The organism is Ornithinibacillus jepli, from assembly GCF_047228935.1.
Lineage (GTDB): Bacteria > Bacillota > Bacilli > Bacillales > Amphibacillaceae > Ornithinibacillus.
The window spans coordinates 540417-565397 of sequence record NZ_JBFEGG010000002.1 but is presented as its reverse complement, the minus strand read 5'-3'; the positions used below and the strand labels follow the sequence as shown (position 1 = coordinate 565397).

Annotated in this window: 37 protein-coding genes; 7 read left to right on the top strand and 30 right to left on the bottom strand. The window is 35.6% G+C overall.

Annotated elements, in window-relative coordinates; all coding sequences use genetic code 11:
- Positions 1–7 precede the first annotated feature (7 nt).
- A complete protein-coding gene (locus tag AB1K81_RS10910; RefSeq protein WP_412976687.1) occupies positions 8–382 on the top strand; it encodes a VOC family protein in 375 nt (124 codons plus the stop codon).
- Between the two features lie 117 nt (positions 383–499).
- Here AB1K81_RS10910 and AB1K81_RS10905 read toward each other — a convergent pair whose 3' ends face one another.
- The 6 genes from AB1K81_RS10905 to AB1K81_RS10880 all read right to left on the bottom strand — a co-directional run bounded on the left by AB1K81_RS10905 (position 500) and on the right by AB1K81_RS10880 (position 4872).
- Positions 500–1477, bottom strand: coding sequence for a tetratricopeptide repeat protein (locus AB1K81_RS10905; RefSeq protein WP_412976686.1), 978 nt, complete (start codon positions 1475–1477; stop codon positions 500–502).
- Between the two features lie 644 nt (positions 1478–2121).
- Positions 2122–2637 carry a hypothetical protein gene (locus AB1K81_RS10900; protein ID WP_412976685.1) on the bottom strand — a complete coding sequence of 172 codons (516 nt, stop codon included), beginning with the start codon at positions 2635–2637 and terminating at the stop codon, positions 2122–2124.
- A gap of 225 nt (positions 2638–2862) precedes the next feature.
- Entirely contained in the window at positions 2863–3267 is a 405-nt protein-coding gene (locus AB1K81_RS10895; RefSeq protein WP_412976684.1) for a GNAT family N-acetyltransferase, read from the bottom strand.
- A gap of 12 nt (positions 3268–3279) precedes the next feature.
- On the bottom strand, positions 3280–3861 hold the full coding sequence (locus tag AB1K81_RS10890; protein ID WP_412976683.1) for a histidine phosphatase family protein: 582 nt from the start codon (positions 3859–3861) through the stop codon (positions 3280–3282).
- A gap of 16 nt (positions 3862–3877) precedes the next feature.
- Entirely contained in the window at positions 3878–4261 is a 384-nt protein-coding gene (locus AB1K81_RS10885) for a nucleoside 2-deoxyribosyltransferase (RefSeq protein WP_412976682.1), read from the bottom strand.
- A 14-nt stretch (positions 4262–4275) separates the two neighbouring features.
- Positions 4276–4872: a GNAT family N-acetyltransferase gene (locus tag AB1K81_RS10880; RefSeq protein ID WP_412976681.1), complete on the bottom strand. Its 597-nt coding sequence runs from the start codon at positions 4870–4872 to the stop codon at positions 4276–4278.
- Positions 4873–4958: 86 nt separating this feature from the next.
- Between AB1K81_RS10880 and AB1K81_RS10875 the strand changes: the two genes are divergently transcribed.
- From AB1K81_RS10875 to AB1K81_RS10865, 3 genes are all read left to right on the top strand, one after another.
- On the top strand, positions 4959–5474 hold the full coding sequence (locus AB1K81_RS10875) for a GNAT family N-acetyltransferase (RefSeq protein WP_412976680.1): 516 nt from the start codon (positions 4959–4961) through the stop codon (positions 5472–5474).
- Between the two features lie 160 nt (positions 5475–5634).
- Entirely contained in the window at positions 5635–5982 is a 348-nt protein-coding gene (locus AB1K81_RS10870; RefSeq protein WP_412976679.1) for a hypothetical protein, read from the top strand.
- 17 nt (positions 5983–5999) lie between these two features.
- Positions 6000–6386: a VOC family protein gene (locus tag AB1K81_RS10865; protein WP_412976678.1), complete on the top strand. Its 387-nt coding sequence runs from the start codon at positions 6000–6002 to the stop codon at positions 6384–6386.
- A gap of 82 nt (positions 6387–6468) precedes the next feature.
- On the opposite strand, the gene AB1K81_RS10860 is transcribed toward AB1K81_RS10865, so the two are convergent.
- The 5 genes from AB1K81_RS10860 to AB1K81_RS10840 all read right to left on the bottom strand — a co-directional run bounded on the left by AB1K81_RS10860 (position 6469) and on the right by AB1K81_RS10840 (position 9016).
- Positions 6469–6870 carry a DUF6157 family protein gene (locus tag AB1K81_RS10860; protein ID WP_412976677.1) on the bottom strand — a complete coding sequence of 134 codons (402 nt, stop codon included), beginning with the start codon at positions 6868–6870 and terminating at the stop codon, positions 6469–6471.
- Between the two features lie 145 nt (positions 6871–7015).
- Positions 7016–7708, bottom strand: a complete 693-nt coding sequence (locus tag AB1K81_RS10855; RefSeq protein WP_412976676.1) for an SGNH/GDSL hydrolase family protein — start codon at positions 7706–7708, stop codon at positions 7016–7018.
- Between the two features lie 38 nt (positions 7709–7746).
- Entirely contained in the window at positions 7747–8019 is a 273-nt protein-coding gene (locus tag AB1K81_RS10850) for a DUF2277 domain-containing protein (RefSeq protein WP_412976675.1), read from the bottom strand.
- A 342-nt stretch (positions 8020–8361) separates the two neighbouring features.
- Positions 8362–8514: a hypothetical protein gene (locus tag AB1K81_RS10845; RefSeq protein ID WP_412976674.1), complete on the bottom strand. Its 153-nt coding sequence runs from the start codon at positions 8512–8514 to the stop codon at positions 8362–8364.
- Positions 8515–8575: 61 nt separating this feature from the next.
- Positions 8576–9016: a VOC family protein gene (locus AB1K81_RS10840; protein WP_412976860.1), complete on the bottom strand. Its 441-nt coding sequence runs from the start codon at positions 9014–9016 to the stop codon at positions 8576–8578.
- A 259-nt stretch (positions 9017–9275) separates the two neighbouring features.
- Here AB1K81_RS10840 and AB1K81_RS10835 point away from each other — a divergent pair, with 259 nt between their 5' ends.
- Positions 9276–10190 (top strand): class I SAM-dependent methyltransferase, encoded by a 915-nt coding sequence (locus AB1K81_RS10835; protein ID WP_412976673.1) that lies wholly within the window; start codon positions 9276–9278, stop codon positions 10188–10190.
- Positions 10191–10268: 78 nt separating this feature from the next.
- Here AB1K81_RS10835 and AB1K81_RS10830 read toward each other — a convergent pair whose 3' ends face one another.
- Both AB1K81_RS10830 and AB1K81_RS10825 read right to left on the bottom strand, forming a co-directional pair.
- Positions 10269–10571 carry a hypothetical protein gene (locus tag AB1K81_RS10830; RefSeq protein WP_412976672.1) on the bottom strand — a complete coding sequence of 101 codons (303 nt, stop codon included), beginning with the start codon at positions 10569–10571 and terminating at the stop codon, positions 10269–10271.
- A gap of 40 nt (positions 10572–10611) precedes the next feature.
- Positions 10612–11442 (bottom strand): aminoglycoside adenylyltransferase domain-containing protein, encoded by an 831-nt coding sequence (locus tag AB1K81_RS10825; RefSeq protein ID WP_412976671.1) that lies wholly within the window; start codon positions 11440–11442, stop codon positions 10612–10614.
- 193 nt (positions 11443–11635) lie between these two features.
- On the opposite strand from AB1K81_RS10825, the gene AB1K81_RS10820 reads away from it, so the two are divergent.
- Positions 11636–12349, top strand: coding sequence for a GNAT family N-acetyltransferase (locus tag AB1K81_RS10820; RefSeq protein WP_412976670.1), 714 nt, complete (start codon positions 11636–11638; stop codon positions 12347–12349).
- An 88-nt stretch (positions 12350–12437) separates the two neighbouring features.
- On the opposite strand, the gene AB1K81_RS10815 is transcribed toward AB1K81_RS10820, so the two are convergent.
- Positions 12438–13127: a VOC family protein gene (locus tag AB1K81_RS10815; RefSeq protein ID WP_412976669.1), complete on the bottom strand. Its 690-nt coding sequence runs from the start codon at positions 13125–13127 to the stop codon at positions 12438–12440.
- 187 nt (positions 13128–13314) lie between these two features.
- Positions 13315–14028, bottom strand: coding sequence for an MOSC domain-containing protein (locus tag AB1K81_RS10810; RefSeq protein ID WP_412976668.1), 714 nt, complete (start codon positions 14026–14028; stop codon positions 13315–13317).
- Positions 14029–14327: 299 nt separating this feature from the next.
- Here AB1K81_RS10810 and AB1K81_RS10805 point away from each other — a divergent pair, with 299 nt between their 5' ends.
- Entirely contained in the window at positions 14328–15491 is a 1164-nt protein-coding gene (locus tag AB1K81_RS10805; RefSeq protein WP_412976667.1) for an FtsW/RodA/SpoVE family cell cycle protein, read from the top strand.
- 93 nt (positions 15492–15584) lie between these two features.
- Here the strand turns inward: AB1K81_RS10805 and AB1K81_RS10800 are convergent, their stop codons facing one another.
- The 15 genes from AB1K81_RS10800 to AB1K81_RS10730 all read right to left on the bottom strand — a co-directional run bounded on the left by AB1K81_RS10800 (position 15585) and on the right by AB1K81_RS10730 (position 24950).
- A complete protein-coding gene (locus tag AB1K81_RS10800; RefSeq protein ID WP_412976666.1) occupies positions 15585–16034 on the bottom strand; it encodes a GNAT family N-acetyltransferase in 450 nt (149 codons plus the stop codon).
- Between the two features lie 382 nt (positions 16035–16416).
- Positions 16417–17355, bottom strand: a complete 939-nt coding sequence (locus AB1K81_RS10795; protein ID WP_412976665.1) for a hypothetical protein — start codon at positions 17353–17355, stop codon at positions 16417–16419.
- Positions 17356–17865, bottom strand: a complete 510-nt coding sequence (locus tag AB1K81_RS10790; protein ID WP_412976664.1) for an RNA polymerase sigma factor — start codon at positions 17863–17865, stop codon at positions 17356–17358.
- A gap of 142 nt (positions 17866–18007) precedes the next feature.
- Positions 18008–18211 (bottom strand): helix-turn-helix transcriptional regulator, encoded by a 204-nt coding sequence (locus AB1K81_RS10785; RefSeq protein WP_412976859.1) that lies wholly within the window; start codon positions 18209–18211, stop codon positions 18008–18010.
- A 306-nt stretch (positions 18212–18517) separates the two neighbouring features.
- Positions 18518–18913 carry a hypothetical protein gene (locus tag AB1K81_RS10780; protein ID WP_412976663.1) on the bottom strand — a complete coding sequence of 132 codons (396 nt, stop codon included), beginning with the start codon at positions 18911–18913 and terminating at the stop codon, positions 18518–18520.
- Between the two features lie 53 nt (positions 18914–18966).
- Positions 18967–19179, bottom strand: coding sequence for a hypothetical protein (locus AB1K81_RS10775; protein ID WP_412976662.1), 213 nt, complete (start codon positions 19177–19179; stop codon positions 18967–18969).
- A gap of 92 nt (positions 19180–19271) precedes the next feature.
- A complete protein-coding gene (locus tag AB1K81_RS10770; RefSeq protein ID WP_412976661.1) occupies positions 19272–19970 on the bottom strand; it encodes a Type 1 glutamine amidotransferase-like domain-containing protein in 699 nt (232 codons plus the stop codon).
- A 145-nt stretch (positions 19971–20115) separates the two neighbouring features.
- The gene (locus AB1K81_RS10765; RefSeq protein WP_412976660.1) at positions 20116–20319 is read right to left on the bottom strand and encodes a hypothetical protein; all 204 of its coding nucleotides are present in this window, start codon (positions 20317–20319) and stop codon (positions 20116–20118) included.
- 51 nt (positions 20320–20370) lie between these two features.
- Positions 20371–20613 carry a hypothetical protein gene (locus AB1K81_RS10760; protein ID WP_412976659.1) on the bottom strand — a complete coding sequence of 81 codons (243 nt, stop codon included), beginning with the start codon at positions 20611–20613 and terminating at the stop codon, positions 20371–20373.
- A gap of 31 nt (positions 20614–20644) precedes the next feature.
- On the bottom strand, positions 20645–21031 hold the full coding sequence (locus tag AB1K81_RS10755; protein ID WP_412976658.1) for a hypothetical protein: 387 nt from the start codon (positions 21029–21031) through the stop codon (positions 20645–20647).
- Between the two features lie 53 nt (positions 21032–21084).
- The gene (locus AB1K81_RS10750; RefSeq protein WP_412976657.1) at positions 21085–21246 is read right to left on the bottom strand and encodes a DUF2197 domain-containing protein; all 162 of its coding nucleotides are present in this window, start codon (positions 21244–21246) and stop codon (positions 21085–21087) included.
- Positions 21247–21310: 64 nt separating this feature from the next.
- Positions 21311–21856 (bottom strand): GNAT family N-acetyltransferase, encoded by a 546-nt coding sequence (locus tag AB1K81_RS10745; protein WP_412976656.1) that lies wholly within the window; start codon positions 21854–21856, stop codon positions 21311–21313.
- A 235-nt stretch (positions 21857–22091) separates the two neighbouring features.
- On the bottom strand, positions 22092–22835 hold the full coding sequence (gene map / locus AB1K81_RS10740; RefSeq protein ID WP_412976655.1) for a type I methionyl aminopeptidase: 744 nt from the start codon (positions 22833–22835) through the stop codon (positions 22092–22094).
- A gap of 136 nt (positions 22836–22971) precedes the next feature.
- On the bottom strand, positions 22972–23493 hold the full coding sequence (locus tag AB1K81_RS10735) for a hypothetical protein (protein ID WP_412976654.1): 522 nt from the start codon (positions 23491–23493) through the stop codon (positions 22972–22974).
- 458 nt (positions 23494–23951) lie between these two features.
- Positions 23952–24950 (bottom strand): HD domain-containing protein, encoded by a 999-nt coding sequence (locus tag AB1K81_RS10730; RefSeq protein ID WP_412976653.1) that lies wholly within the window; start codon positions 24948–24950, stop codon positions 23952–23954.
- Between the last annotated feature and the right edge of the window lie 31 nt (positions 24951–24981).

Sequence of the window (24981 nt, the reverse complement as noted above, 5' to 3'; positions counted from 1 at the left end):
AAAAACTATGAGTAAATCATTTATTGAACAAGTTCATTATATTAGAATCCCTGTGAGAGATTTAGACCATTCTGCACTATGGTATAGAGATGTGTTAGGGCTGCAATTGTTAACCATTACTGAGGATCCATTTGCGATTATTAAAGTAAATGAGGGACCTTTTTTACTTATCTTAGTTCCCTCTGAAGATGAAACGTTTTCACATTTTACAATTAATAGTGAACCAGCCTTTAGCATTGGCTTTACGAGTCCAGAATTATCCCAATTTCATCAACACCTTATCGAAAATGGAATTAAGGTTGAGGATATAAAACAAGATAATGGTCATGCCTATTTCCATTTTTATGATCCAAGTGGTAATAAACTTCAAGTACACTGGTAAGAATTTTCTTCTGCTATTACAAATAGCAAACGAATTGAAAGTCATTTCATAATAATTAAACCATCGTTTTCAACTTTTAATAAGTAGTTGAAAACGATGGTTTTTTACTAAGGATTATTAGTATCCGATTATCTCCAGGAATGTCTCATCTTCGATTACGTTATAGAACATTGGGTCTTCGTATGCCCAATCCCCATAGCTTGGATCAATCTCTACCGCTTTCGCTAATTGCTCAAGTGCTTCTTCTTTTTGTTCCATGTACATGAACGTACGACTTTTTCCATAATATCCAGATGGAGACTCTGGGAATTTTTCAATTAGCGTATCAAACACGTTACCTGCTTCTTCTGGCTTATCTAAGTCAACTAAAACGGAACCTTTATAATAGTATGCATCAATTTGTGTAGGATCTAGTGCGATAATTTGGTCGCTATACGCCACTACTTCTTCCCAATTTCCTAGCCCATCATGAGTGTACATCAAATACCACAATACATCTATATCTCCAGGAACCAATTCATTGTATTTGTTAAACGCTTCTAATGCTACTTCATATTCGCCGATATAATAATTCGCAACACCTTTTCCAAAAAAGGCATATTCACTATTTGGGTTAATTTTTAACGCCTCTTCATAGTATGTCAATGCTTCTTGATCTCTTTCCATTGATACTAGTGCATTTCCCATATTAACATATTCCATATCGCCGTCTGGCTCTAAATCAATTGCTTTTTTTGCAAAGTCTATAGCTTCTTCAAATCTGCCTAACTCATTTAATGCCCATGCTTTATTATTTAAAGCCGCTTCAAATTCTGGCTCTAATTCCAAGGACTTATTTAATGCTTTTAATGCTTCATCAGCTCGTCCAAGCTCGAGTAGTAAATAACCACGCTCTCCATGTAGACTAGCATCGTCTGGATATTTTTCGATTCTTTCATCGACATATGCTAACGCCTCTTCATATTCACCATTTTCATAGTAAGCTTCTACCTTTTCACTATCGTACGTCATATCATTCGGAAGCAATGCTTGTGGATTACATCCAAATAATAATAACGTTCCTAAAGTTAGTAGTAAAATAGATACTTTTTTCATAGCTGCAATTCCCCTTAAAATAGATTAGTATAAAGTTCTTTCGTTTGGGCTATTAACCAAATGCTAAAATTCACACTATTTATAGAATAGCATAATTTACTACTGCTTATGGGAAAATATTACTAATTTTTTTGGATTATTATATTGGTATGGAAGTGGGAGTTATTATGATGCGGAGTTAAGAGATACCGGTTGTCTGAGCCGTTGTTCGGGAGAAGGACTTTGTAAAAAGGTAGCAGATGGCGGTTGTCTGAGCCCTCGTTCTGGGAACGGACTTTTAAAAGGTAACATATACCAGGCGTCTAAGCCCATATTCTGGAGAAGCATACAAGAAAGAACCTCAGAAGGAGAATTATGAAACCAAGCACCTTTGCCTTGTTTCATTGTTAAATCCCCTTAATTAGCATTTTTTAGTTTTTCCACTTCATTTTCTAAGTAACTAATCCGTTTTTGCATTCTATATAAGAGTGGTGTATAGGCAATCATGACGATTATAATCCAACCCATGAGAATCTCTCCTTCCGTTATGTTTATTTTTGTATTGAAATCTTTTTATACTATATTAAGAATACTGGGAAGAGTCATATATAAAATATGTTTCTACTTCACGAAGTTTCTCCTTACGTTCTAACAGATTGACTCCTTTAATAGTCCATACTTTCTATTACCTCTCCATTTTTGTCGTATCCATATACTGTATCAATCTGACTCATAAAATCCCTTGGATCCACATTAGGTGGAATCTCTGACATGAAGGTGTTGTTTTCCGCATTTATTTCTTGTATCTCTCCGCTCTTATAATGGATAACGAATTTTTCAACCTGGTAGTCTTCGGTCGTAATTGCACCGTAAACTATATCTCCTGAACCCTCAAAGTATTTATATTGTATATAAAAGGGCAACCCACTTGCTGAAGTAAATCGCATCCCTTCACTTTGTTTATTATCATAAAAATACTTTCCATCTCTAAATTCATATGTACCTATCACGTGTTGATCATAGTCTAAATAATAAACAAGGTGTTTTTCACTGTCTTGATTTACTACCTTGATAGGTGTATCCCACCTGCTTTGAACAGCTTCCTCCAGCGTGGCGTGGCCGGTGAAACTACATCCGGTTAGTACGAATATAAAAAATAAAAATACGACGCCTTTTCTCACATTAATCCCCCAGTAGTTATGTTTTCTAACTTAATTTTATCACAAGTTTCTAAATATTTTTAATCTATGTTTTAAAAAATAAAAGAGTCAGGTTCCCCCGACTCTACACTAACCGATATTGAATTAACCTACATTCCCTACCCGAATAAATCTCATAACCACATAATCTTCTAAAGCTATAGCTCGTAGCACAATTTCATTCATCGCTTTTGCTCCCCGAAAACACTATTCCCCAGATTGTCTACTATAGTTCCGCTTTATCATTGCAGTAGACCGCTGCATACCGAATCGTTCATAATAAGGCACCAGATCATCATCACACGCTAAATCAATCATATAAAGATGCTCTAAATCGCCTAGCATTCGCTCTACTAATTCCGAGCCAATCCCTTTACTTTTATATTCAGGAAGAACTTCAAGAAGCGGGATATAGGCAGAAAGCACCCCGTCACTAATAGCCGTAATAAAACCAACCACTTTGTCCTCATCAATCGCCAAGACAACGTGACTACTATTTCTTAATAATTTCAAATGTGTTCCTGGACTAGGCGGATTCGGCCAGTCTACAAAGAACCCTTCTAACATTCCTTCCGTGATTCCTTCTAACGAATTTGTATATTTCAACGTCATCAACTCCAACAATTATGCCTGTTTAATCTCTAAATGATCGACTCGATTATATTCTTGAATCGCCCAACCATCATCCTTACGATAAATCGTAGAAATGCTTGTATTCTCAATCTTCCTACCATAAAGGTTCAATTTAGTTTCTGATAGATTGCTTAAAATTCGGTAGATCACAGCACCGTGAGCAACTAACAACACGCGCTTACCAGCATATTTTTCATACACCTTTTCAAGTCCATTCATTACTCGCGAAGAAAAAACTTCTAGCTCTTCCTGATTCGGGTACTCATGGTCTGGATAAAGCTCACTACGCTCATCAAAGGTCAACCCCTCCGCATCGCCAAAATTGCGCTCCGCAAAATCTTCCATTACTTCAAAAGGTAATCCCAAATACTGATTAATAATCTCTGCTGTCTTCTTAGCGCGCTTAAGATTACTAGAAACAACGACATCATAATCACTTGGATTCAATGCAGCACCACAAAGTTCGGCTTGCTCCTCACCTTTCGCATTTAACGGGATATCCGTTCCACCTTGCATTCTTCTTTCCGCATTCCAATCTGTTTCCCCATGTCTTACTAGATAAATAGTTGTCATTCTATTCGCTCCACTTCTATGAATATAGTGTTCGTATTTTTTCTATAAAATGATCGATATCCCCGTTGTAATGCTGAACACCGTCTACATAATAAAACGTGGTAGAAGTAGCTTGGTCTAGGTTTTCCCTATAAAATAGATGAATCTCCTTTTTACACCCAAGTGCAATCCCGAGCTCGGTATGCGTGCCCTTGCCCCCGGGAAGGAGCACAATTACTACATCACTATTCACCACTGCTTGAAGCTCTGCCGTCCCAATTTCGCGTAAAGCAGCTTCCGATGTCGCGCGAGTATTTTTTGTCCAGTCATACGTATGAATATGTCCAGCTTCAACGAGCCTATCCCGTACATATTGGACAAGCTGCTTATTTTCAAATCCTGATGCAATATAAAATTTCATTTCTAATCTCCTTACTATTCCCATTCCGATGCGAGCATTCCGTACATGACGAGGTCGACGAAATGGTCATATAGCCATTCCCCTTGGCGGATTTTTCCTTCAATTTGAAAGCCTAGCCGTTCAGGAATTGCTCTACTTTTATCGTTTTGAAAGGCAGCACGGATTTCAATGCGGTTTAAATTTAACTGGTTAAATCCGTAATCGATTATAGCGGTAACAGACCTTGTCATAATGCCATATCCTTGAAAATGACTGCCAAGCCAGTAGCCAATGATGCCAATGCGGTTTGCCCAGTCTATCGTGTTAAATCCAACCATACCAGCAAGTCTACCGTGATAAAATATCCCTAAACGAAGTCCACTCCGTTCCTCATACATCATCCATGCACCTTGGATAAACTCAGCAACATGTCTCGGTGTTGTGGTACTATCCAACCAAGGAAGCCATTCCCGTAAATCCTCTCGGGAGTGGTTTATTAATTGAAGCAATTCCCCGGCGTATCTTTCGTCCAACAGCCTTAATGAAATCTCATCATCCACATTAAAAGCAAACATCGCCATCATCTCCCGTGCATTTATAATCATCTTATCATATGCATTCCTAACTAACATTAGAAAAATTCTGTAAAAATAAACAAAATGGCGTATATCCTTGTTATAATGTAATAAATTCTAAATGGTACAGAAAGAGGGATCCCATGAAAATTAGAAAAGCCAACCATCAAGACGCTACTGGCATTGCTAAAGTACACGTAGACAGCTGGCGAACAACCTATAAAAATATTGTCCCAGATACGATGCTGAACAACTTATCCTATGAAAAGCGTACAGAATTATGGGAGCGGAATATTGCGAGAGAGGATAACTACTTGTTTGTTGCAGAGACTGAAGAAGGAAAGATTGTTGGTTTTGCCGACTGTGGGAAAAGAGAGTCTAATCAGGTACCGAACTCAGGAGATTTAACTTCTATTTATTTGCTGGAGGAGTACCAAGGGAAAGGGATTGGTAAACTGCTTCTTAAGCAAATCGTTCTCCAATGCCAACAACTAGGCTACAAACGCGTATTTGTAGAAGTGCTAGAAGATAACAAAACCCGTTACTTTTATGAGCATTATGGCGCAACGTTAGTGAAAACGGAAAAAGTAATTTTAGGTGGAGCGGAACTCGGTCTATTAATCTATGAATGGGAAGATATAAGTTCCGTTCTAGCATAAGGAATAGTTAATGAGCTCTTCATTTTTATATGCGAAATAAATTACTCCAGTCACACCAAAAAAGCCCATATCATGACTTCCGATAGTATGGCAACCGTGTACTTTTATATATGCTAATAAATGGAGTAATACAGTAGACTTGTAGAAATGAGGAGATCTTATGAGTTATGTCGTTAGCTATATTTTATCTGTAGCCTTAACGTCACTATCGTACTTTATTGGAAGTCATATAGTGAGAAATGGGATTGCACTATGGAAGGCAATCGTGATTGGGACATCTGTCGTAACACTCGGAGCGCTAACGGAAGCGTTAGGTGCACCAATTTGGTTAATCGTGTTAACACCTTTTCCGGTAGGGATGATTCTGTTATACCTTTTCTTAAAGAAGGCGTTCCTGCAGTGGATGCTTACCTACAGCACGATTTTATTACTTTACACGATAATTCATGTCATCATGAGCATGTTCTTTGATTTTCATTCATTAATACCAGCATGGAAATTGAATTAAACGAAGGAGTGATTGAAATGAAACTAACCCATACTAGACTGCTAGTTGATAACTATCGAGAATGCTATGAGTTTTATAAACATACCTTAGGGTTTACTTGCAACTGGGGAGATGAAACGTCCAATTATGCGCAGTTCCAGGTAGGTGATACACAGCTTGCGATTTTTGACCGGAATGAAATGCTCGAGGATATTCATGCAAAAGTCGAACCGGCAAACCGTCCATTACATGAAGTTAGCCTAATCTTTGCGGTGGATGATGTGGACGAGACGTATCAGGCATTAAAGGAAAAGGTGGCATTCATTACCGAGCCACATGATCGTGAAGACTGGGGAATTCGCGTGGCACATTTCCGGGACCCAGCAGGGACGCTAATCGAAATTAACAAAAATATAATGACTTGACTTGGAGTTATTAAGATTTCCCAATAAAGAGGCTGTCCCAAAAGTATAGCTTTTGGAGACAGCCTCTTCTCGTAAGTTCGTTTTATTTCCTTTTAGAACGCATTCCTTTTAATTTGGTAATATCATCTGAAAGGAGGAATCGCTCATAGGCTTCGCTATCAACGCCATATATTGCAACTTTTCCTTCCGCATCATAGTGTATTCCCCAGCCATATTTCTTCACCAATGGAGAAGCTCTAAAACACGCTTTAGGTTTTTGGAAGAATTGCTCTCTTAACTCTTCTAATTGATCAGAAACAATGTCGTTTTTTATTAAATAGGTTTGAAACTGCACATCACTCTGGGTGTATTTATAAGGGTTATTATAGATTAACTCATATTCAATCGAGGCTATAGTTGGTTTGTTATTTCTCGGGAGGGGTGTAATAGCCGATTCAATAGCTGAATCCTCTGAAATGGTAATAAAAGTGTTTTGATAACTCATTCCTTTACTCCTTTCATATTTAAAGAGCGTTTGAGTGGATGATTTTATTAAAGTCTTCGGCCCTTTCTATTTCCATGATCCCACTATTTTCAACAATGGACATAATAGTTCCTTCTATGGACAAAAGTAGAAAAAATACAGAAAGCTATTGAGTTGTCGTCATGCTGTTGTGTAAAAATCGATTAATTATCGAGGAATATTCTTCCGCAACAATTCTAGCACCTTTACTATTCAAATGAATTCCATCTAAAGTTAAATGCAATCCTCGCTTACTAGATAACCGATCTATTCGTTTAGGCTTCTTATACAAGAGTACATCCATCATTACTCTGAATATACCTGTACTTATATAGTCAGAATAATGGAGTGTAGCCAACTTCTTCTCAAAGATAGCATTCATATTCAGAAAGCTTACGTTTGATTGTTTACTAGAACTTTCCATAATGGAGGTCAATTCTCTTAGCTCTTCATTAGAAGGGTTTTTAATGTTTTCTCCTACTATAGCTGGTGATACCACAACAACCTGCCTAGAAAAAGACGTAATCATATCTAGTACAAGGTTAAAATATTCTTTGAATTCTTGGTGGTCTTTTGCAACAGGCTGTGCTTGAACCTTCAATAATTTGGAGTAATCATTAACCCCAATCCAAAGAAAGACCAGATCATAATCAGTGTCTAATTTTGTATTAGTTAAACGTGAATGCAAGCTTTTCATGGTTTCCCCTGGTTTGCCAAGATTGATAAAGGTAATAGTTGGATAGTTGCTTTGTAGAATATTAAAAAAGGAAACTCCAGGACGTCCTTCGGTTAGGCTGTCACCGATTAATCCGACTTTCATGTGTATCCCCTCCCTTTTTATTGATTCTAGAAAGATAATTATTGTGTTCCAAATCGCTTAGCGGACCTAATGCGCGCACGCTCAGCTTCTACCTCTCGATTACGAGGTTCCGCACTGGTCTCCAACGTATTTAGTAAATTCTCGGTGACGACAGCTATTTCATGGATTGCACGATTGAATGCTTCTTCGTTAACCTTTGAGGGTTTGTTAAAACCGGAAATTTTTCTGACGTACTGAAGTGCTGCTGCATGAATCTCTTCATTGGTAGCTGGTGGATCAAAATTGTACAACGTTCTAATGTTTCTGCACATACGATACTCCTTTTCGTTTTCATTATTTTTTATTCATTTGTTGGAAATCCTTCTTTGAGAATGAATCTTAGTACCTCATATATTACCTCAAACCTTTTACCGGTAATCACTTATCCTGATTAGTAATTTTCCCGATAGTATTCAATATTAAGTAAATAAAGATCAAAGATAACAAGTAAACAATAATAGGTTCATTAGTTTCCCATATCATTTGGAATGAAAAAAATAGCAATGTTGAAAAACCAAACAGAATGAATAGATATAGTAAAATACTAATGATCGCAGTCATAATATCTCTCCCTTTAATTGAACTTACTCTATAATTCAAGTATGTCGTTATTACTAGAATGAAATTCCCATTTTAATCTCATTCAATAGTAATTGCTTCTTGTCTTCATCAATACTATCAGAAGATAGCTTGCGAGCAGTTACTGGAATTATCCAATGTTCGACTTCTGCATTAGGCCCCTCACCAATTTTCTGCCCAATTATCATAGAACATCTCCTTATATTAGTAAATTTCAAGTAGCTTATTTAATTAAACGGAATCGTTACTTCAAAATTTGATTTGCTCCGCCAACTCTAAAATAATTCCTTCTGGCCCACGAATATAGCACAATTTATAAGCGTTTTCGTAGTTTTGTATCTCGCCAATAAGTTCCGCGCCTTTCTTTTTCAATTTGGCAACAATGGCTTCAATATCTTCAACAGCAAAGGCAATATGCCGGATTCCCAGAGTGTTTGCCGAAGCAGATTGAATGCCATTTTCATCTGATGGTGTGTGAAATTTAACTAGTTCTATAGTCGCCTCGCCGTCTGGCGTTTGAAACATCACAACATCCTCTTTAACGTTTTGAAGTCCTATTATTCTCTCGACCCACTCGCCCTCTACTTCTGCTTCCCCTAGCATTTCAAGGCCAAATTCAAGAAAAAACTCTTTCGCGGCAGGTAGATCATTCACGATTATACCGACATGATCGATTCTATTGATCTTTATAACCTATACCTCCTATGCTCTCTTTTTGTAATATCCTGTATTCTTGTTCTTTATATTGTTTAATTCGCTAAAAATAGAAAATATCCTTTTTAAGTATTGAGGCGATTAGTTGAATTAGAATATTCTCACGAAATTTAACGGTCATAATAATTGACAAAATAATTTATTTATGCTATAATTTACAGTTATTAATATATTATGTATAATAAGGTTCTCCTGGCCAGGGGAATCTTATTTTTTTATTTGGGAGGAAAATGGTATGAAACAAAATGAGTCCAGTTTAACTTCCTTAGTATCGGCATTCGGTCGTGCATATCACAGTAAATATGACACACCAAAGATCTTTGATGATGTTATTGCAAACCAGTTAATATCGGAAGAAGAGTTTTCCACTATCAGCAAGAATATGATGAATGGCATAGAGTTTTTCAACAAAGATATTGCGCAACGATTTAAAGATGATCCAGATAAAATATTAAAGTGGATTACACAAGTTCAGCTTTCCCCAACACCTTTAGCACGCGCTGCTTATTGTGAAAAAGTATTACTTCATGAATTGAAGTTAGGAGTAAACCAGTATGTCATACTCGGAGCAGGCTTAGATACGTTTGCTTTCCGATATCCTGAGTTGGAAAGTAGCTTAGAGATATTTGAAATTGATCATCCGGCTACACAAGAATTTAAAAAGAAAAGGTTAAGGGAAGCTAAGCTTGATATCCCGAATAATCTCCATTTTGTTTCGATGGACTTTACGACTAAGTTTTCTTATCAAGAGTTAGTAGAAAAAGGGTTTGATCATAAGAAAACGTTCTTTAGCCTTTTGGGTGTTTCCTATTACTTAACGAAAGAGGAAATTGCGTCCTTGATTCATCATATATTCGCTAACGTCCCGACAGGCAGCTCCATTGTTTTGGATTATGCAGATGAAAATCTCTTTGTAGAAAAAGGGATGTCTAATCGAGTGGAAAATATGGTGAAAATGGCTGCAGCAAGTGGAGAACCGATGAAATCGAGTTTCACTTATCAGGAAATGGAGCATATGTTAGAAAAATTAGGTTTACTAATTTATGAACATTTATCTCCAAATGCGATCAATGAGCTTTTATTCGCCAATAGAACGGACGACTTGTCTGCGTTTGAGACGATTCATTTTATCCATGCTGTGAAGAAGTAAAGAGTGATTTTTAGGAGTATCTCAATCGAGATACTCCTAGTATTTTAATGTGATAGATTAAGAGCTCTAAATCTTCTTCTACGTCCAAATATTAAATACTCTATTGACTATTTCACCAACTAAAACATTTGGTATGCCAAATACAACAAACTTATATTTAAGTCGATTCCTGCTTTTGTAATCAGCATGAGCATGATTATTTCTAAATTGGTTATAGCGGTAAAACCACATCATTCCAATATGCATATAGAATGCAATAACTAAACTTATCATTCCTACTATTAAATTTAGAAACACTACTATTTCAAAATAGCCTGTTATCGAGGCGATTATGATAGATATAAAAACGAATAATAATCCAAGTAAAAACCATTTTCTCATTAGATTGTAAAACCAACTTTCCAACTTCTATATATGGTGTTCATCCTAAACTGCCGCTGCTGTTACAAAGGCGAATCAAATACTTCGAAAATCCTATTACAGCTTCTAGTCTCTCTCGATCTGAATCGAATGCATTTAATCTCGTATTCTTACGTATATGGATCGCATCTTTTATAATGGTGTGCCACTCTTCTGGAAGGTGAACTAATCCATACTCCCCAGCACCCAATTTTGAAATAATATCATGTTCCTTTAACGTATAGAATTGGCGTAACAGACCAAGAACGGTCCATTCCACTTCAACATCTATGGTTTGGCTCGGTAGGTTAATTATTTTTTCAGTTGAATTTTCCATCATTTGAATTCGATTAGCCCAGTAAGAATTCATATTTTCCAGTACGTATAAAGTTAACTGATCAGAGTTGATGTCGATGGGATAAGCACTAGGCTCTGGCCCCAACACAGTAATTCCCTTTTTACTAAATAACCACCAAGTTATCGGATTAAAGTTGAAGTAATCGCCAAATGATAGAATATTATCATTAAAGTATGGGTAGTTATAGGCTGAATCACCACTAGAATGATAGAGTTTTCCTATGTCCTTCCGAGTGATATAGACACCGTCCATTTCTGGTTTTTTATATGTATCCGCTATTTTAGTATGAATAGAAGATAATGTATCTCGATCCTTCTCTGTTAGGCGGCGGTTTGTTATTGTAATAAAGTCAATGTCACTGGAGTCATCGACATAGGCATCGAGAGCGATGGAACCATGGATATATAATCCTTCAAGTGTTTCGGGAAATTGTTCATGAAATAGATTAATATATTCATCTAAGACTGTTTGAACAGTCGTGGATAGTGATAACATTTAAATTCTCTCCTTAGTATCATGATGGTTTAACCAATCCCTCGAATGATGTACGCGTGGTATTTGTAAGTTCATACTCTATATACCATCATGTTACCATAATGTTTGAAATATTTATTCAAAAAACAAAGATAACTTTGATATAATAAGGGAGATTTTTAAATGCTATTGGGCGATATGGGGGGATTCCGTAATGGGGGAAACGACAGAGATAAAAGCGGCTATCGATTATTTTGTACGGGGGGAGTTTCACTGTAGTCGGCAACCGGCGACTAAACTATATGATTTCAATTCAGTAAAACATCTTGCATTTGGTACGAAAGTTGCTGGTAGAACGGACGAGTTTTTCGTTTATAATGCAGGTCCTGATCATGTTATAGAAACCATAAATAAACAAGAACCGAAAGAAGATTACTGGCTTACTGTGTACTCTGATGAAAAACCGGATAGTTATGAATTGATGGGGTACTCGCTCAAAAGTACAGAGTATCTTATGATTTTAAATCTGGAGAGCGTGTCTTTTGATACAGAAGACAAGAGTATTAAGCGTGTAAAAACGGAAGAAGAGGCTCGACATATTAATCATCTGTTTGATAAAACTGTCATTGATCTTGGGAAAATAGACAACCCAAATCTGCATTATTACATTGGTGAGGAAAATGGGCAGCCTGTTTCGCATGGAAGCTATCTACTTTTAGATGGAAAGGTATGTTTTTTAGATAATATATTTACTTCAAAAGATCATAGAGGTAAAGGAATGGCTAATGCACTCTGTCAGCAAATGCTTCATGATGCCAAGCAGGAGGGAGCGGTGAAGAGTGCGCTTGCTTCCAGTCAAATGGGGCGATCCTTATATCTTAAATTGGGCTATCGTGAAGTGTCGAAAATGTGGGTGTTTAGTAAGTAATCCTAAGAGGGGCAGTAAGAATCCAATTTGAACAATCTATTATCAAAATGGATTCTTACTTTTGTTTAACCTTGATTATCCGAAAAGATTACTGTTCATTTGGAGGAGCATATACTTCTAACTTTCGGTCTGAAGTTACGACGATTTTACCATTAGATGTTGTAATTTCCAGAGGGAATACGACGGATCGCTTAGTTGAAAAAAGCCATTCTCTCCCTGGTTGATTAAGTATGATAAAAATCCCCTTTGTTTTATCTCCCATAAAGTTAAGGTATGTGGAGCTTATAGGCTCGTTATCACGTTCCTTAATTCCAATTTCCATTAATTTATTTCCAGCATCTATAGCGTCATCTACTGTCAGACCGATTTCGCTAATGTTTAGGATACCTTCTATAGAAAAAGGCTCTTCTCCATTTTCCGAAATAGCGTGTCTGGAGATAAACTCTACAATGTTACCGGCAGGGTCGTAGAAATATAAGGCATGAGCATCGATATTAGAAAAATATACTTCATCGTCGCCATCGCTTACATTCAAAGGTACTCTTTCTTTTACCCAAGCTTTAGACTCTTCAAATTTATTAGCAAAAATGTTAAAGGCGAAATGGTAATAAGGATCGCCTTCTACATGTTCCGATGTGAATTCTATTTCGTCTGTACCCGTTCGGATGCAAAAACGAAGCTCATCCTCCGTAATTAATGGAAATCCTAACGTGTCTACATAAAATTCTTTCATTGCCTTGATTTTATTTGTTTGAAGCGTCAATCGTTTTATTTCCATTACCTACCCACCCCAATTCAAAATATTTTTTATGCTGTTTTAATGTAAGTGTAATATATGCGTGGGCATAGATAAAATACTAATTTTGGATATATAGGTATCATGAAAAGTTATAGGAAAAAGTTAGGTGATTACTTTCATAAAAAAGCGATAACCCATTTTGGATTGTCGCATTCCTTAAGCAATTTTATTGTAAGATGATATCGTCCCCAACATGTATGTCACCGCTACGCACAACCTTCGCCCAGATTCCAAACATAGCATCATGGTTAGTAGCCAAGTTTCGGAGAATTCGAGCATCTTGTTTTAATTCTTCTTGTGCATTGTTTACCATGACACATCTTTGGAGTGGCGCAACAACTCTTAGAGCTACGGTTGGACCGATATGGATTGTTCGGTCAACCCAATCATCTTCGGGGTATCCAGTTGAATCGGTATCGATTAGAAGGTTTGCTCTAAAACGTCTAGGGTCAATCGCCTCTCCTAATTCCTGACTCAACATTCGTAACGCAGAGGTCGTAATAATGCTTACTGGACCTTCATCAAAATGTGATATAGATTCTTCTTTTGCCAATGTTACTGGAAACCCGAGTGACTCGCTCAATACCTCATGTACGTCAATATGGTCACCCTGATATTCGGAGCCATCGGGCATTGTTAAGATTAGATTGCTACCTTCATATCTTGCCCTATACTGAAATAACCCGTCCATCCGTTGGAAGCGTCGTGTTGTTTTGCCACTACCAAACTTTCCATCTAAGTTTTTTATAGCCCACAGGCGATCTCCACAAAGACCCCGATCATCAACAGAAGCTGTGGCTAAAGATTCTCCTAAAATGGATTTAACAGGAAAGCGGCGAATTTCCTGGACTTTCCCGATACGTTCATTATTATTTTTCAAAAGTTTCACCCCTGTTTCAGACTAGCACGTAAAAATGTACTTTTGTCTCTATTATCATTTAATCATGGACACCTTTTATAATGAAGAAAATTATTACTATTATATCTATTTTCTGTTTGATACTATAAAAACAAGGAAGGTATTTCCAGTCTATACGATATCATGATATTACTAAAGGGAAGATAAAAGTTATGTATATGAGCATTTCTTAAAGAAATACGTAGCAAATAACTTCATCACCTGCTCTATGGTATTGGATGTGTAAATATTACTTTTATTATAAATAGGAGCGAAGTATTTTGGAATCAGAAAAAAAGAGAATCCCAATGGATATTATTTTAGTTATTTTCTTCTTGATGTTAATAAGTCTTTTATCGTTATATAATTTGCAACAGACTTACCCTGGAAGTGAAAATTTTGTACTTAAGCAATCTGTATGGTTTGGCATCGGAATCTTATTCATGATAGGGATTCGCTTCTTGGATCTTAATCAATTATTCAAATTAAGTCTCCCTGCTTATATAATGGGAGTCCTTGTACTTGGAGTTTTACTAATTAATCCAGGTGGCATAGCACCAGAAATAAATGGGGCTAATAGCTGGTTTGTTTTTGGTGGGATCTCCATGCAACCGGCTGAATTTGCAAAGTTTACCACAATTTTATGTATGTCTTATGTCATTGTTAAACACAAAAATAAATATGGAACTGGTCTATTTAAAAGTGATTTTATATTGTTTAGTAAATTGTTGGTGGTTACAGCAATTCCTGTAAGTCTTATTATGTTACAACCAGATTTTGGTACTTCTGTTGTTTATCTTATAATTCTAGGGGTAACGGTTCTTTTATCCGGAATAAATTGGAAACTGATATTGCTTATTGCAGCTTCGTTCGTAATAATAATAGGAAGTGCATTTTTTATCATAATTACGTTCCCTGAGGAGTCTACAGAACTTCTTCCTATCGCACCATATCAAGTTGATCGAATAATGACGTGGGTACAAGAATCAGAGCATCAGAATGATAAAAACTTTCAAGTAACAAAATCTTTACTAGCGATAGGTTCTGGACAATTATTTGGGAAAGGTTTTAATAACCTTGAGGTCTATATCCCTGAAGCTCAAACAGATTTTATCTTTGCAATCATAGGAGAAAGCTTTGGTTATGTTGGCTGTACAATTGTGATTTTGCTATACTTTATCCTTATTTATAGCTTAATAGTCCGAGGTTTAAAAATGTATAAAATAGAACCATTTGCTTCCTATTTTTGTTTTGGTTTTTCAACATTGTTAGCAGTACATGCCTTCCAAAATATTGGAATGACAATTGGAGTTATGCCTATTACAGGAATCCCTTTACTGTTAGTTAGTTATGGGGGAAGCTCGGTACTTTCGACGATGATTGGGACGGGAATAGCCTTTAGGATAGCTGAAGAAAAACTAAGAAATGAAGAATATATTTTTTAGGAAAGGCTTGTAGGTAGTTAACCCTACAAGCCCTATTAGTGTTCTGGTTGCTACTGAGCAGTACTATTAAGTGAGTATAAAACAATAAAAAAGTTATTTATCCAATTGCCAGTAAATCATATTATTATCAGTATGTATTTTTTTCATATTCAATTTCTCTAACACTTTAATAGAAGGGGTATTATCATTTAGACATTCAGCAGTTATTTTATTTACTATATCGGAGTTAAATGCCCACTTAATGATACATCTTAATGCTTCTGTTGCAATACCTTTATTCTGTTCTGAGGGTGTAATCCCATATCCAACTTCAACAGATTTTTCTAAGTCAGGCTTACCTTTGAATCCAATATCCCCGATAATTTTATTCGTCTGTTTATCAATAACAAGCCAAACTCCCCACCCTAATAGAGTTTTATCTTTTTTTAATTCTTTCAGATACTTTCCAATATGAGATCCTAGCTCGTATTCTTTTGTTGAATAAGTTGATAATGCCTTATCAGAACAAGGGGTAAGTTTTAATCTTTCTGTTTGTAGCTCCATAATTATTTACTTTCTCCCTTTCTACTTTCAATCTATCTTTCTTGAAATAAAGGACCCGTTTGAGGAACAAAAAACTCATGTTGTTTATATAGTATTAGATTTCCTAGTCAGCTTAAAAAGCAAATAAGTTGTGAAAGACAGGATAATACCCGCCTTATTAAACTCTTCGCAAATTTTGCTAAAATAATTGTATCATAAATTTCTGAATTCTATATCAAATTATATCGAATAATCTAATTACTTCATTTCTTTAATGTTAATACTTTCTTACACCTGAAACCAAACTAAAATTATACTCATACGAAAACAAGGTGACCACACTAGGAACACCTTGTTTTAAATACAACACCCGATTGTTGTAGGAGGGAGTCTTCCCCCAAAGCTACTTTTTCTCCCATTTGTTCAAAACTAAATTGGAAAGTGTCACTTCTATAATGGAGTCCTCTTTAACGCTAATATCTTTTTCGTTTGGAAATAAATAAAAACCAAAGTCATCTCCGTCTCGATAATTTATACCAGAAATAGCAGCCTGGTCTATTTCAAAAGTATCTCCACGATAAGTAGCGGTTGCAATAACATGCATATAATCTGTGAAACCATTTTGAGTATATGCGTGTTCAATCCCAGATACTAATGTTGCTCCATTCAAATTATACGTTCCGCTCGCCCTAAAATATATTTGGTAATCTGATTTGTTATGTACCAATACATCGGATACATAAATTTGATTCTCACCATCATCATAAAGCACTTTACCTTTGTTGCTATCGAGGTCACTTAAATCAATCGTAACGGAATACTCTCCATCAACAGGAAATGCCTCGACCGAATAGTTATCAACGTTGTTTGTAACATAGCTAATGCCATTTATCCAAAGATTCATTAATCCACTGACCCATAGTACTAACAATGTAATAATTGCAATACCGATGAACGAAGCTTTAAATTTGAAAGGTAGTTGCTTAATCGAGATTCCTCTTTTTCTAATTCTAATTACTGTAAATACAATCAAACTCAATAGAAGGAACCCAATAACGATATATAACAAGTGTTCTACTTGATTAGTTATTCTGTTTTCTAAACCTTCCCCGCTAACACGTTCGATAGTTTCTTTAGGGTTTGAAAAAATGAGAAATGCAGCAAAGATCGATAATGCAAAAGTAGTGATGCTACCTAAATACAGGATGGAATTCTTTATTCTGTTATTCTCTACCTTATCAATTCTAGTTAAGATTTTATTCTCTATTTCTTTTATTTGGTTTTGATTAAAAGAAACATGCTGATCAAGTTTTTTTAATTCCTCATCTAAAGGGGTGTTCACTTATAAAACCTCCTTCCCATATAGCTTTTCCAAAGCAGGGATTGCTCTGTATAGCGTCGTCTTTACTTTCCCCTCTGACCAGTTTAGTATCTGACTCGTTTCTTCCGTGGAAAACTCTTTTATCTTCCGTAATATGATAACTTCTCGATAAGACCTTTTTAGTTTGCCAAGTGCCATATATAAATCCTTTGTACATTCCTTTATTTGTACCATCTCTTCTGGTAACGGATTTCTATCTATTAAAGAAGGAATGAATTCTTTGATTAACTCAATGGGCTTATGTTTTCTTATAAAATCTATCGTAGTATTGTGAGCTATACGAAATAACCATGTTCTAGGATTGGCTTTTCCCTGATAGGAGCTCATGCTGTTATAAGCTTTAAAAAACGTTTCCTGGGTCAAATCCTCAGCATGGTGATAATCACGAACCATTAATAATATGTATTTTAAAATGGCTTCACCATGCTGCTGATACCAATCCGAGATGTCCATTTTATCTATATCCTGCAAACTAGTCTCACCCCCTGTGTTACTGGTCATTATTAAGACGAAAATGAATAAGAATAGTCACACTTTCCGAGCATAATAACGCCTATACTAAGGACAAGTATGGCATTAAATATGGGAGATTGAAAAATTTTCTTTAACATAACTATTCTCCTTCTAAATAAAAGATTTGTTCAACGGGTACTTGAAATACGTTTGCCATCTTTAATGCAAGAGTAACGGATGGAGCGTAATCCCCTTTTTCAATTAACCCGATTGTTTGCCTTGAAACACCAATCTTATCGGCTAAATCTTGTTGCGTTAAACGATATCTTGCCCGCAGTTCACGCACAGAATTTTTTAACATGATTTTCTAACTCTCCTTCTTTAATTTCCACTACTAGCGTAAAGTTTTGTTTGCAAAATGTAAACTAAAGTTGTCATTTTGTCATAAAAAGTTAACATATAAATTTTATACTTCCACATTGAAAAAACGCATTCTTCTATTTTAGAGAACGCGTTTTAAGGTGAATAGCCTATATTAATTAGCACTATTTTGTACTATTTACTTTCATCGGTAGTTTACTTAAACTGACTTTGTTAAAGGATTACACGAACTTGTTTCCACCTTTGAAATCTCTCAATATGGATGATCACAACACAGTAAAAAAATTCGCTAACCTTCTCTTAATCCTAAATACCTTATTTCCTTCCCATCTACTTTTACTATAAAGATGTCACTATTTTCGATAGGTTCGTAGATTTTTGTTCCAACAAGTAATTTAGTTGCAGTATAATTTTCAAACTCATCACTGTTCGTTGTCTGTTTTTTAATCTCACCGATTTCATTTCCTAAAGTTAATTCTTTTTCAGTTACCCATTCTAAATCTTCAGCATTGCTATATACAATTCCATTAAGGAGAAATATATCTGCATTCTCATTCTCTAATAAAATATCCTCAGGAGTTGGATTATCATTAACAGTTTTTGATTCCCTCGGTGCTTTTTGATTGCTACAAGCTGCTAATATAATTGAGAATAATAACATCATTAATAAAGCTCTTTTATACAAACTTAGCCCCCCTTTACAAGATAAGACGGGTAATAAAATGTTCAGGTTTCACTTTAACTAGTTATGTTTGAAAGAAAAAAATTCTTTGCAATTCTTGCCAATATAGTAGATAACGGGATAAATACAATCGGAAATATTACTAAATCCATTGCATCAGTTTGAAATAAATCGACTAATAAATGACTTATATAGTAAAAATAAGCATGATAACTCACAAACAGAAATATCGTAAAAAATACCCAAAATAACAAAGTGTCCTTACTCATAATATAAAGCTCCTTCACATCCTATTTTTATGAAGAGTATTTCCTTCATATGTTTCAACAAAATCCTACCTAATTCCTGCCTAAAATACCGTTTAAGAACCACCTAAAAAATCCGTATCCAATTCCATCTCTTTTACTACCTCATCAAAATATACCTTATAAGCCTTCGCGTTAGGTCTGGAACTAATTATTTTACTTAATTCTTGATCCATATAATGGAGTGCGACACCATCATCAGTTGCATAACCAGACTTTATTTTCCCGTTGGCTATAAGTTCCTGATAGGAAGGTCTTCTCTTAGATTCCCCGTCATAATGTGGGCAATTACTCCCTTTGAGAAATCCTAAGCATTTTAATGGCTCTAGTTCATTTCCAAATGAATCTGTAACACCTTCTTCAAACCAACAAATGGAGCCTGCACTGATACCAGCTAACACTATGCCTTTCTCCCAAGCCTTTTGTAATATAGAATCTAATCCCCATTCTCTCCATAGAATGAGTAAGTTTCTCGTGTTGCCTCCGCCTACATAAATGATATCTTTCTCCAATAGAAAGCTCTCTAAGTCTTTAGTTGGTGGCTTAAATAATGATAAGTGAGAGGGAGTGCAATGGTGTTTTTTAAAGGAGCTGTAAAATCGCGATATGTAGTTATCGGAATCTCCGCTAGCGGTAGGGAGGAAGCAAATTTGAGGAGTCTCCTTTTCTGATTGTTGAAGTACATACAAATCTAATAATGGATTTTCTGGCTCCATGGAGAAGCCGCCACCACCAAGGGCGATAATTTGTTTCATAAGTTTTGATCCTTTCTTTATTTCTTCCACTCTTGTACTTTAGTTGTAGTTCACAAAGTAACTTATTATTACTACTATGTTAGTAATTTATTAAGGCTAACAAGATAGAAACGACTAAATTTGGTATGCCAAGTAGCAATCCAATTTACCAATAATTACTGTCATCACCTATTTTACGCTTAACATCATCCAATGCTTTTTCTGTATAAATCCTTTCTGACTCTCTAACATTTATAGCACCTTTATATAGATCTATTTTTTTATTTCTTTTCTTTGCTGTCCAATCAAATATAAGGCCAAAAATTAGTAATCCACCGAGCAAAATGACTAGAAATAACCATATAGGCATCCCGCCACCTCCATTTCTTTCCTTACATACGATCTTCTAGCGTATTTAGTTTCACTCTTCCATAGTCCGCCGCTTTCTAGCTATAACAAAACTAACAATAATCCCTACTAGGGAAGCTAGTATAAGTTTTATAGGGAAATTATTAAAAAACACCTCAGCTACGTATCCTGTAAACTTTTGAAACAAGGTTGCTTCAGGAGTCCAATCAATTACATAACCTATTCCGAATAGTGAAGGTAAGCTCATCAATAGAAAAGCAATAACAAAACTAACCCAAAATGCCTTTAGGTTCATTACATCACTCCTCGATATCAGTAATTTTCTCCTAGTTATGTAATCCTCTTATTTTCTTCCTCAAAAATTCATCAACAGCCCAGAATATAATTGCGGCAAAGAGTGTCACGACAACATAGAAAAAATGCTCAAAAAAGAAGGAAATAACCAACCCAGCTATTAGACCAAAGGTAATATGAACTAAAAATGCCTCGATATATCGTTGTTTGCCTTTTATATTTTTTGATAGCGAATCAGATAAGATAGATACAGGCATTCCAATAAGAAGTATGAATGGAAAGGCACCCATAAGAAACATACCGAGCGCAAAAAATAAATTATCCATACCAATGCCTTCTGTAATCACGAAATAAAAGTTAAGAAATAATCCAGTTAACAATGTAGTAGAAATAAGAACTAAAAATTTTCTTAGTAACATCAAAACCTTCCCCTTTAGTAACAATTTGATATTTCTTGTATCACTATTCTCTTCTAAAAAAAGTTCTTTATCGCTTCCATGCGTATCCGATGATCACAATCTTCGCAACAAAATACTTTGATATTATTTTCCTTAGCTTGTTTATATTTCTGACTTCCTTCATATACTTTGAATGTTTTTTTGCAGTTATAACAAAGCACTTCATAATAAAACATTGTTATCCCCTTATTTCCTTTAAATTTATTGAGAATGGTATCCATATTATCATCATTTGTTTAATCATCCATTTTTGAGGAACTCTTGTCTAAGAATACTCATTCTTAACCGATCAACGAACTCACCATTTCTTAATCTGTCTTGTCTTAAAATGCCTTCTTCTACATAGCCAGCATGCTTATAAGATCGGATAGCTTTTTCGTTATCCACTTCCACTCTAAGCCAAATCTTATTTAGTCCTAATTCATGAAACCCCCATGAAAGCATTTCATTCATGGCAGCAAGACCAAATCCTTTGCCCCAATATTCTTTATCGCCTATAGCAATGCCTAATTCAGCATGTTTGTTTAGTTGGTCCATGTTTTTTAAATCGACCCAACCAATATGTTTTCCTTCTTCCGTTTCGATCGCCTTTTGTTCATAGCCATTTGTTTTGTTAATACACATTTTAATCCAATGAAGCGTTTCTTCTCGAGTATAGGGAGGATACTTATCTGGCATATTTAAATGTTTAATGACTGCTTTATCTAAACACCATCTGTAACGATCTTCCACATCATCAGGCGTTAATTCTCTTAAATGTACTCTCGGTAATTCTCTAGTATTCATTTTCTATCTCCCTATATCATTATCAATTAAACTGCCAGTAAAAGGTTGTTGCATCATATCAGCAAGTCTTGAATCAGAAGCTTAATGAGTTTATCTAAATACTAACATAATATTCCAAATATAAAATCAAAAATTTTAAACAAAAAAAACACCCCAACAATGTTTGAGGTGCAATACCATCGGTCCCTTAAATTCACATTTCAACAAATAATAAAATCAGAGTGGCTAATGCCGTTTACAATGTCGTAATAATCGGTCCATCCTTCGTAAGAATAATCGTATGCTCGTATTGAGCGACAAAGCTTTCATCTGTTAGATAAGTCCAGTCATCGTCTTCAGATAAGAAAACTTCTTCTTCCAATGTCGAGATAAAAGGTTCAAAAGCAATGACCATACCATCCTTTAACAATTCGTCATCCCAGCGGGAGTAGTAATTGAGAATATGGTCTGGTGCTTCGTGAATGGACCGTCCGATACCGTGTCCAGTAAGGTTCTTGATGACCGTTAAGCCATGTTGTTTCGCCACATTATGTGCAGCTTTTCCGAGTGCGCTTGTTCTCGAACCTGGTTTTGCCTTCTCAAGCCCAGCATAGAATGCTTCCTTCGCAACGTCACATATTTTCTGTAAAATTGCTTCTCCATCCCCAACAACAAAGGAAATACCAGTATCTGCGAAATACCCATTTTTCGAACCGGAAACATCGATATTGACAAGGTCTCCTTCTTGAATGGTCCGGTCCCCTGGAATCCCATGGGCGACTTCTTCATTTATACTAATGCATGTATATCCGGGAAAATCATATACTCCCTTAGGTGCAGATTGCGCTCCTGCTTCTTCAAACATCTTTGCAGCAATCTCATCGAGTTCTTTTGTAGTTATTCCAGGTTTCGTACGTTTAACTAATTCATCTCGAATTGCACCGCAAATACTACCAATTTCTTTTAATCCATTAAAATCTGCTTCTGTCGTTGCAATCATTGTGGGTCCTCACTTTTTAAATATATTATGATGATCATGTTATTTCATTCTAGCATAAAAGGGAAGGGTCTTTCTTTTCCATAATGTTCATCTCTTCTATATAGTAAACTTCCGTCTGCTTAAATGTCTATTCTCATCAATTCGCTGGTTCCTCTAACCACTGTTTTACCTTTAGATCCATCTCTTTTTGTAAATCCTCGATATTACCACTATCTTTCTTAGCGAGCCTAACGTACTTTTTGGGAAACATTTCTTCTAAAGAGGACAGGTAATAAGAGCCGTCTTGTGGTTCTAAATACTCGATAACAGAATAATTTTCTCCCTCATTACGTAACCGAATGACGGCTGGTAGGGAATGGCCGGCTTGGCTTTCTAATCCAGTGGATTTGTTAAAACCACTATAATAAGACCACATATAGACACTTAGAACTCCTTCTGATTCACTCGTGCCATATACACGGTGGACTTCAAATTGCTTATCTGTATCCGGATAAGAGGAGGAATATTTTTCAATGATGTAATCAGATATCGCCTCATCTATCTCTGCAGTTATATGTTTATCTCCATTGACTAGCTTACCTTCAATTTCATTGCAACCGGTTAAAAATAGTGCTGCAAGTAATAAAATGAAGACACTCGATTTTAATAGGTTATTCAAGATTTTATTCCTCCTAATGTAAGACGCTTTCTATCTCCATTAAATCCATTTCTACAATAAAGAAATATGATAGATTCATAATTACGCAACTTTATAAAACTACTATCCTTTCACCGCATCGATTGCAATGATAGATATTATTTTTTGCATACAATAATCTATCAAGATTTTCAAATCCCCCGCATGCAGGACATCGTAACTTTTTCCTATCCAAAACTATATAAGATAGCAGAAAAACTCCTGAAAAAATAAAGAATATCCAATAAAATACTCCAGCAAATAATGAAATTCCAAACAACAGGACAAAAATAAATCCGAGGTTGATATTATCCCTAGATATAGATTTCATGGCTCACTCTCCTTAAATCATCAACATCAATTTCGAAAATAAAAGGCGAACTTGAATGATCGCCTTTCTCATAGTTGTGTTAAGGTGCCGGTAACTTTAAAAACGTTAACTAGTTGGAAGTTATAAGAACTTCTGAATCAAACGATAACTGATTCAATCCCTCTAAGATTTTTCTAGCTTCATTACTATGTTCCGTTAGTGGTTTTCCCTTATATAAAGGTACTTTACTGTATACCTTCCTGATACTAATCGGGTAACCATTTCCTGTTTTGGCGGTATTAATTCTAATTTTATTTGGTGCAAAAAGTAAAATATTGATTAGCTCTTTGGCTTCAGTAGAAGGGGATGCTTTTAACATGGACACCACATCGGAGTCCGTTAGTCGTGCAAAATCTTTCTTATTAACGGTATCTACACTCCAATGTAGTTTTATAGACTCTGCTAATAATCTATCTACGGCAACCATATGTGGTGATAAGAACAGTTTATGATCTGACAAAATCAGTCGTAAAATATAATGTCCTGTTTCAAGATCCGTCTCGATGCCTTTAGAGGTACATCTAATTTTATGTAATAAATGTTTAGGGAGAGTTTCTATCCTACCGGCCATATAGGTGTCTCTAAAAAAGCTATCCAGATGATCAATACCTAATATATTTTCGTTACCAGTGATAACGGAAGGCGCATTTAAGATTTCTATAATCTTATTAGGATTCATATTAAATTGTTTCAATATCGAAGCTATTTCATCCTCTAAAATATATTGTTCTGTTAATTGATGGTGGTTAAACTGTAAGGTGTTTTCTACTGCATGGGAGAATGGTAGATGCCCAACATCATGCAGCAATGCTGCTATCCGTAATTCCATATCTTCTGGGAAAAATAATGCCGTTAGCTTCCATACACCTATTGTATGTTCAAATCTACTATGAACAACAGATGAAACTAGTGAACCAGCACCGAAATGCGCTAAATGTTTTAACCTTCTAAGAGGTTTACTTTGAACTAATTGTATTTCCAAATCATTAGGTTGGATGTATGGATAAAGTGGTTCTGAGAATAGTTTTATTTGTTGTTTTTGAAATGAATGTCCTCCTTTATTTTTCATCTGCAGATGATTAAGGTACCTGTTGAACGTT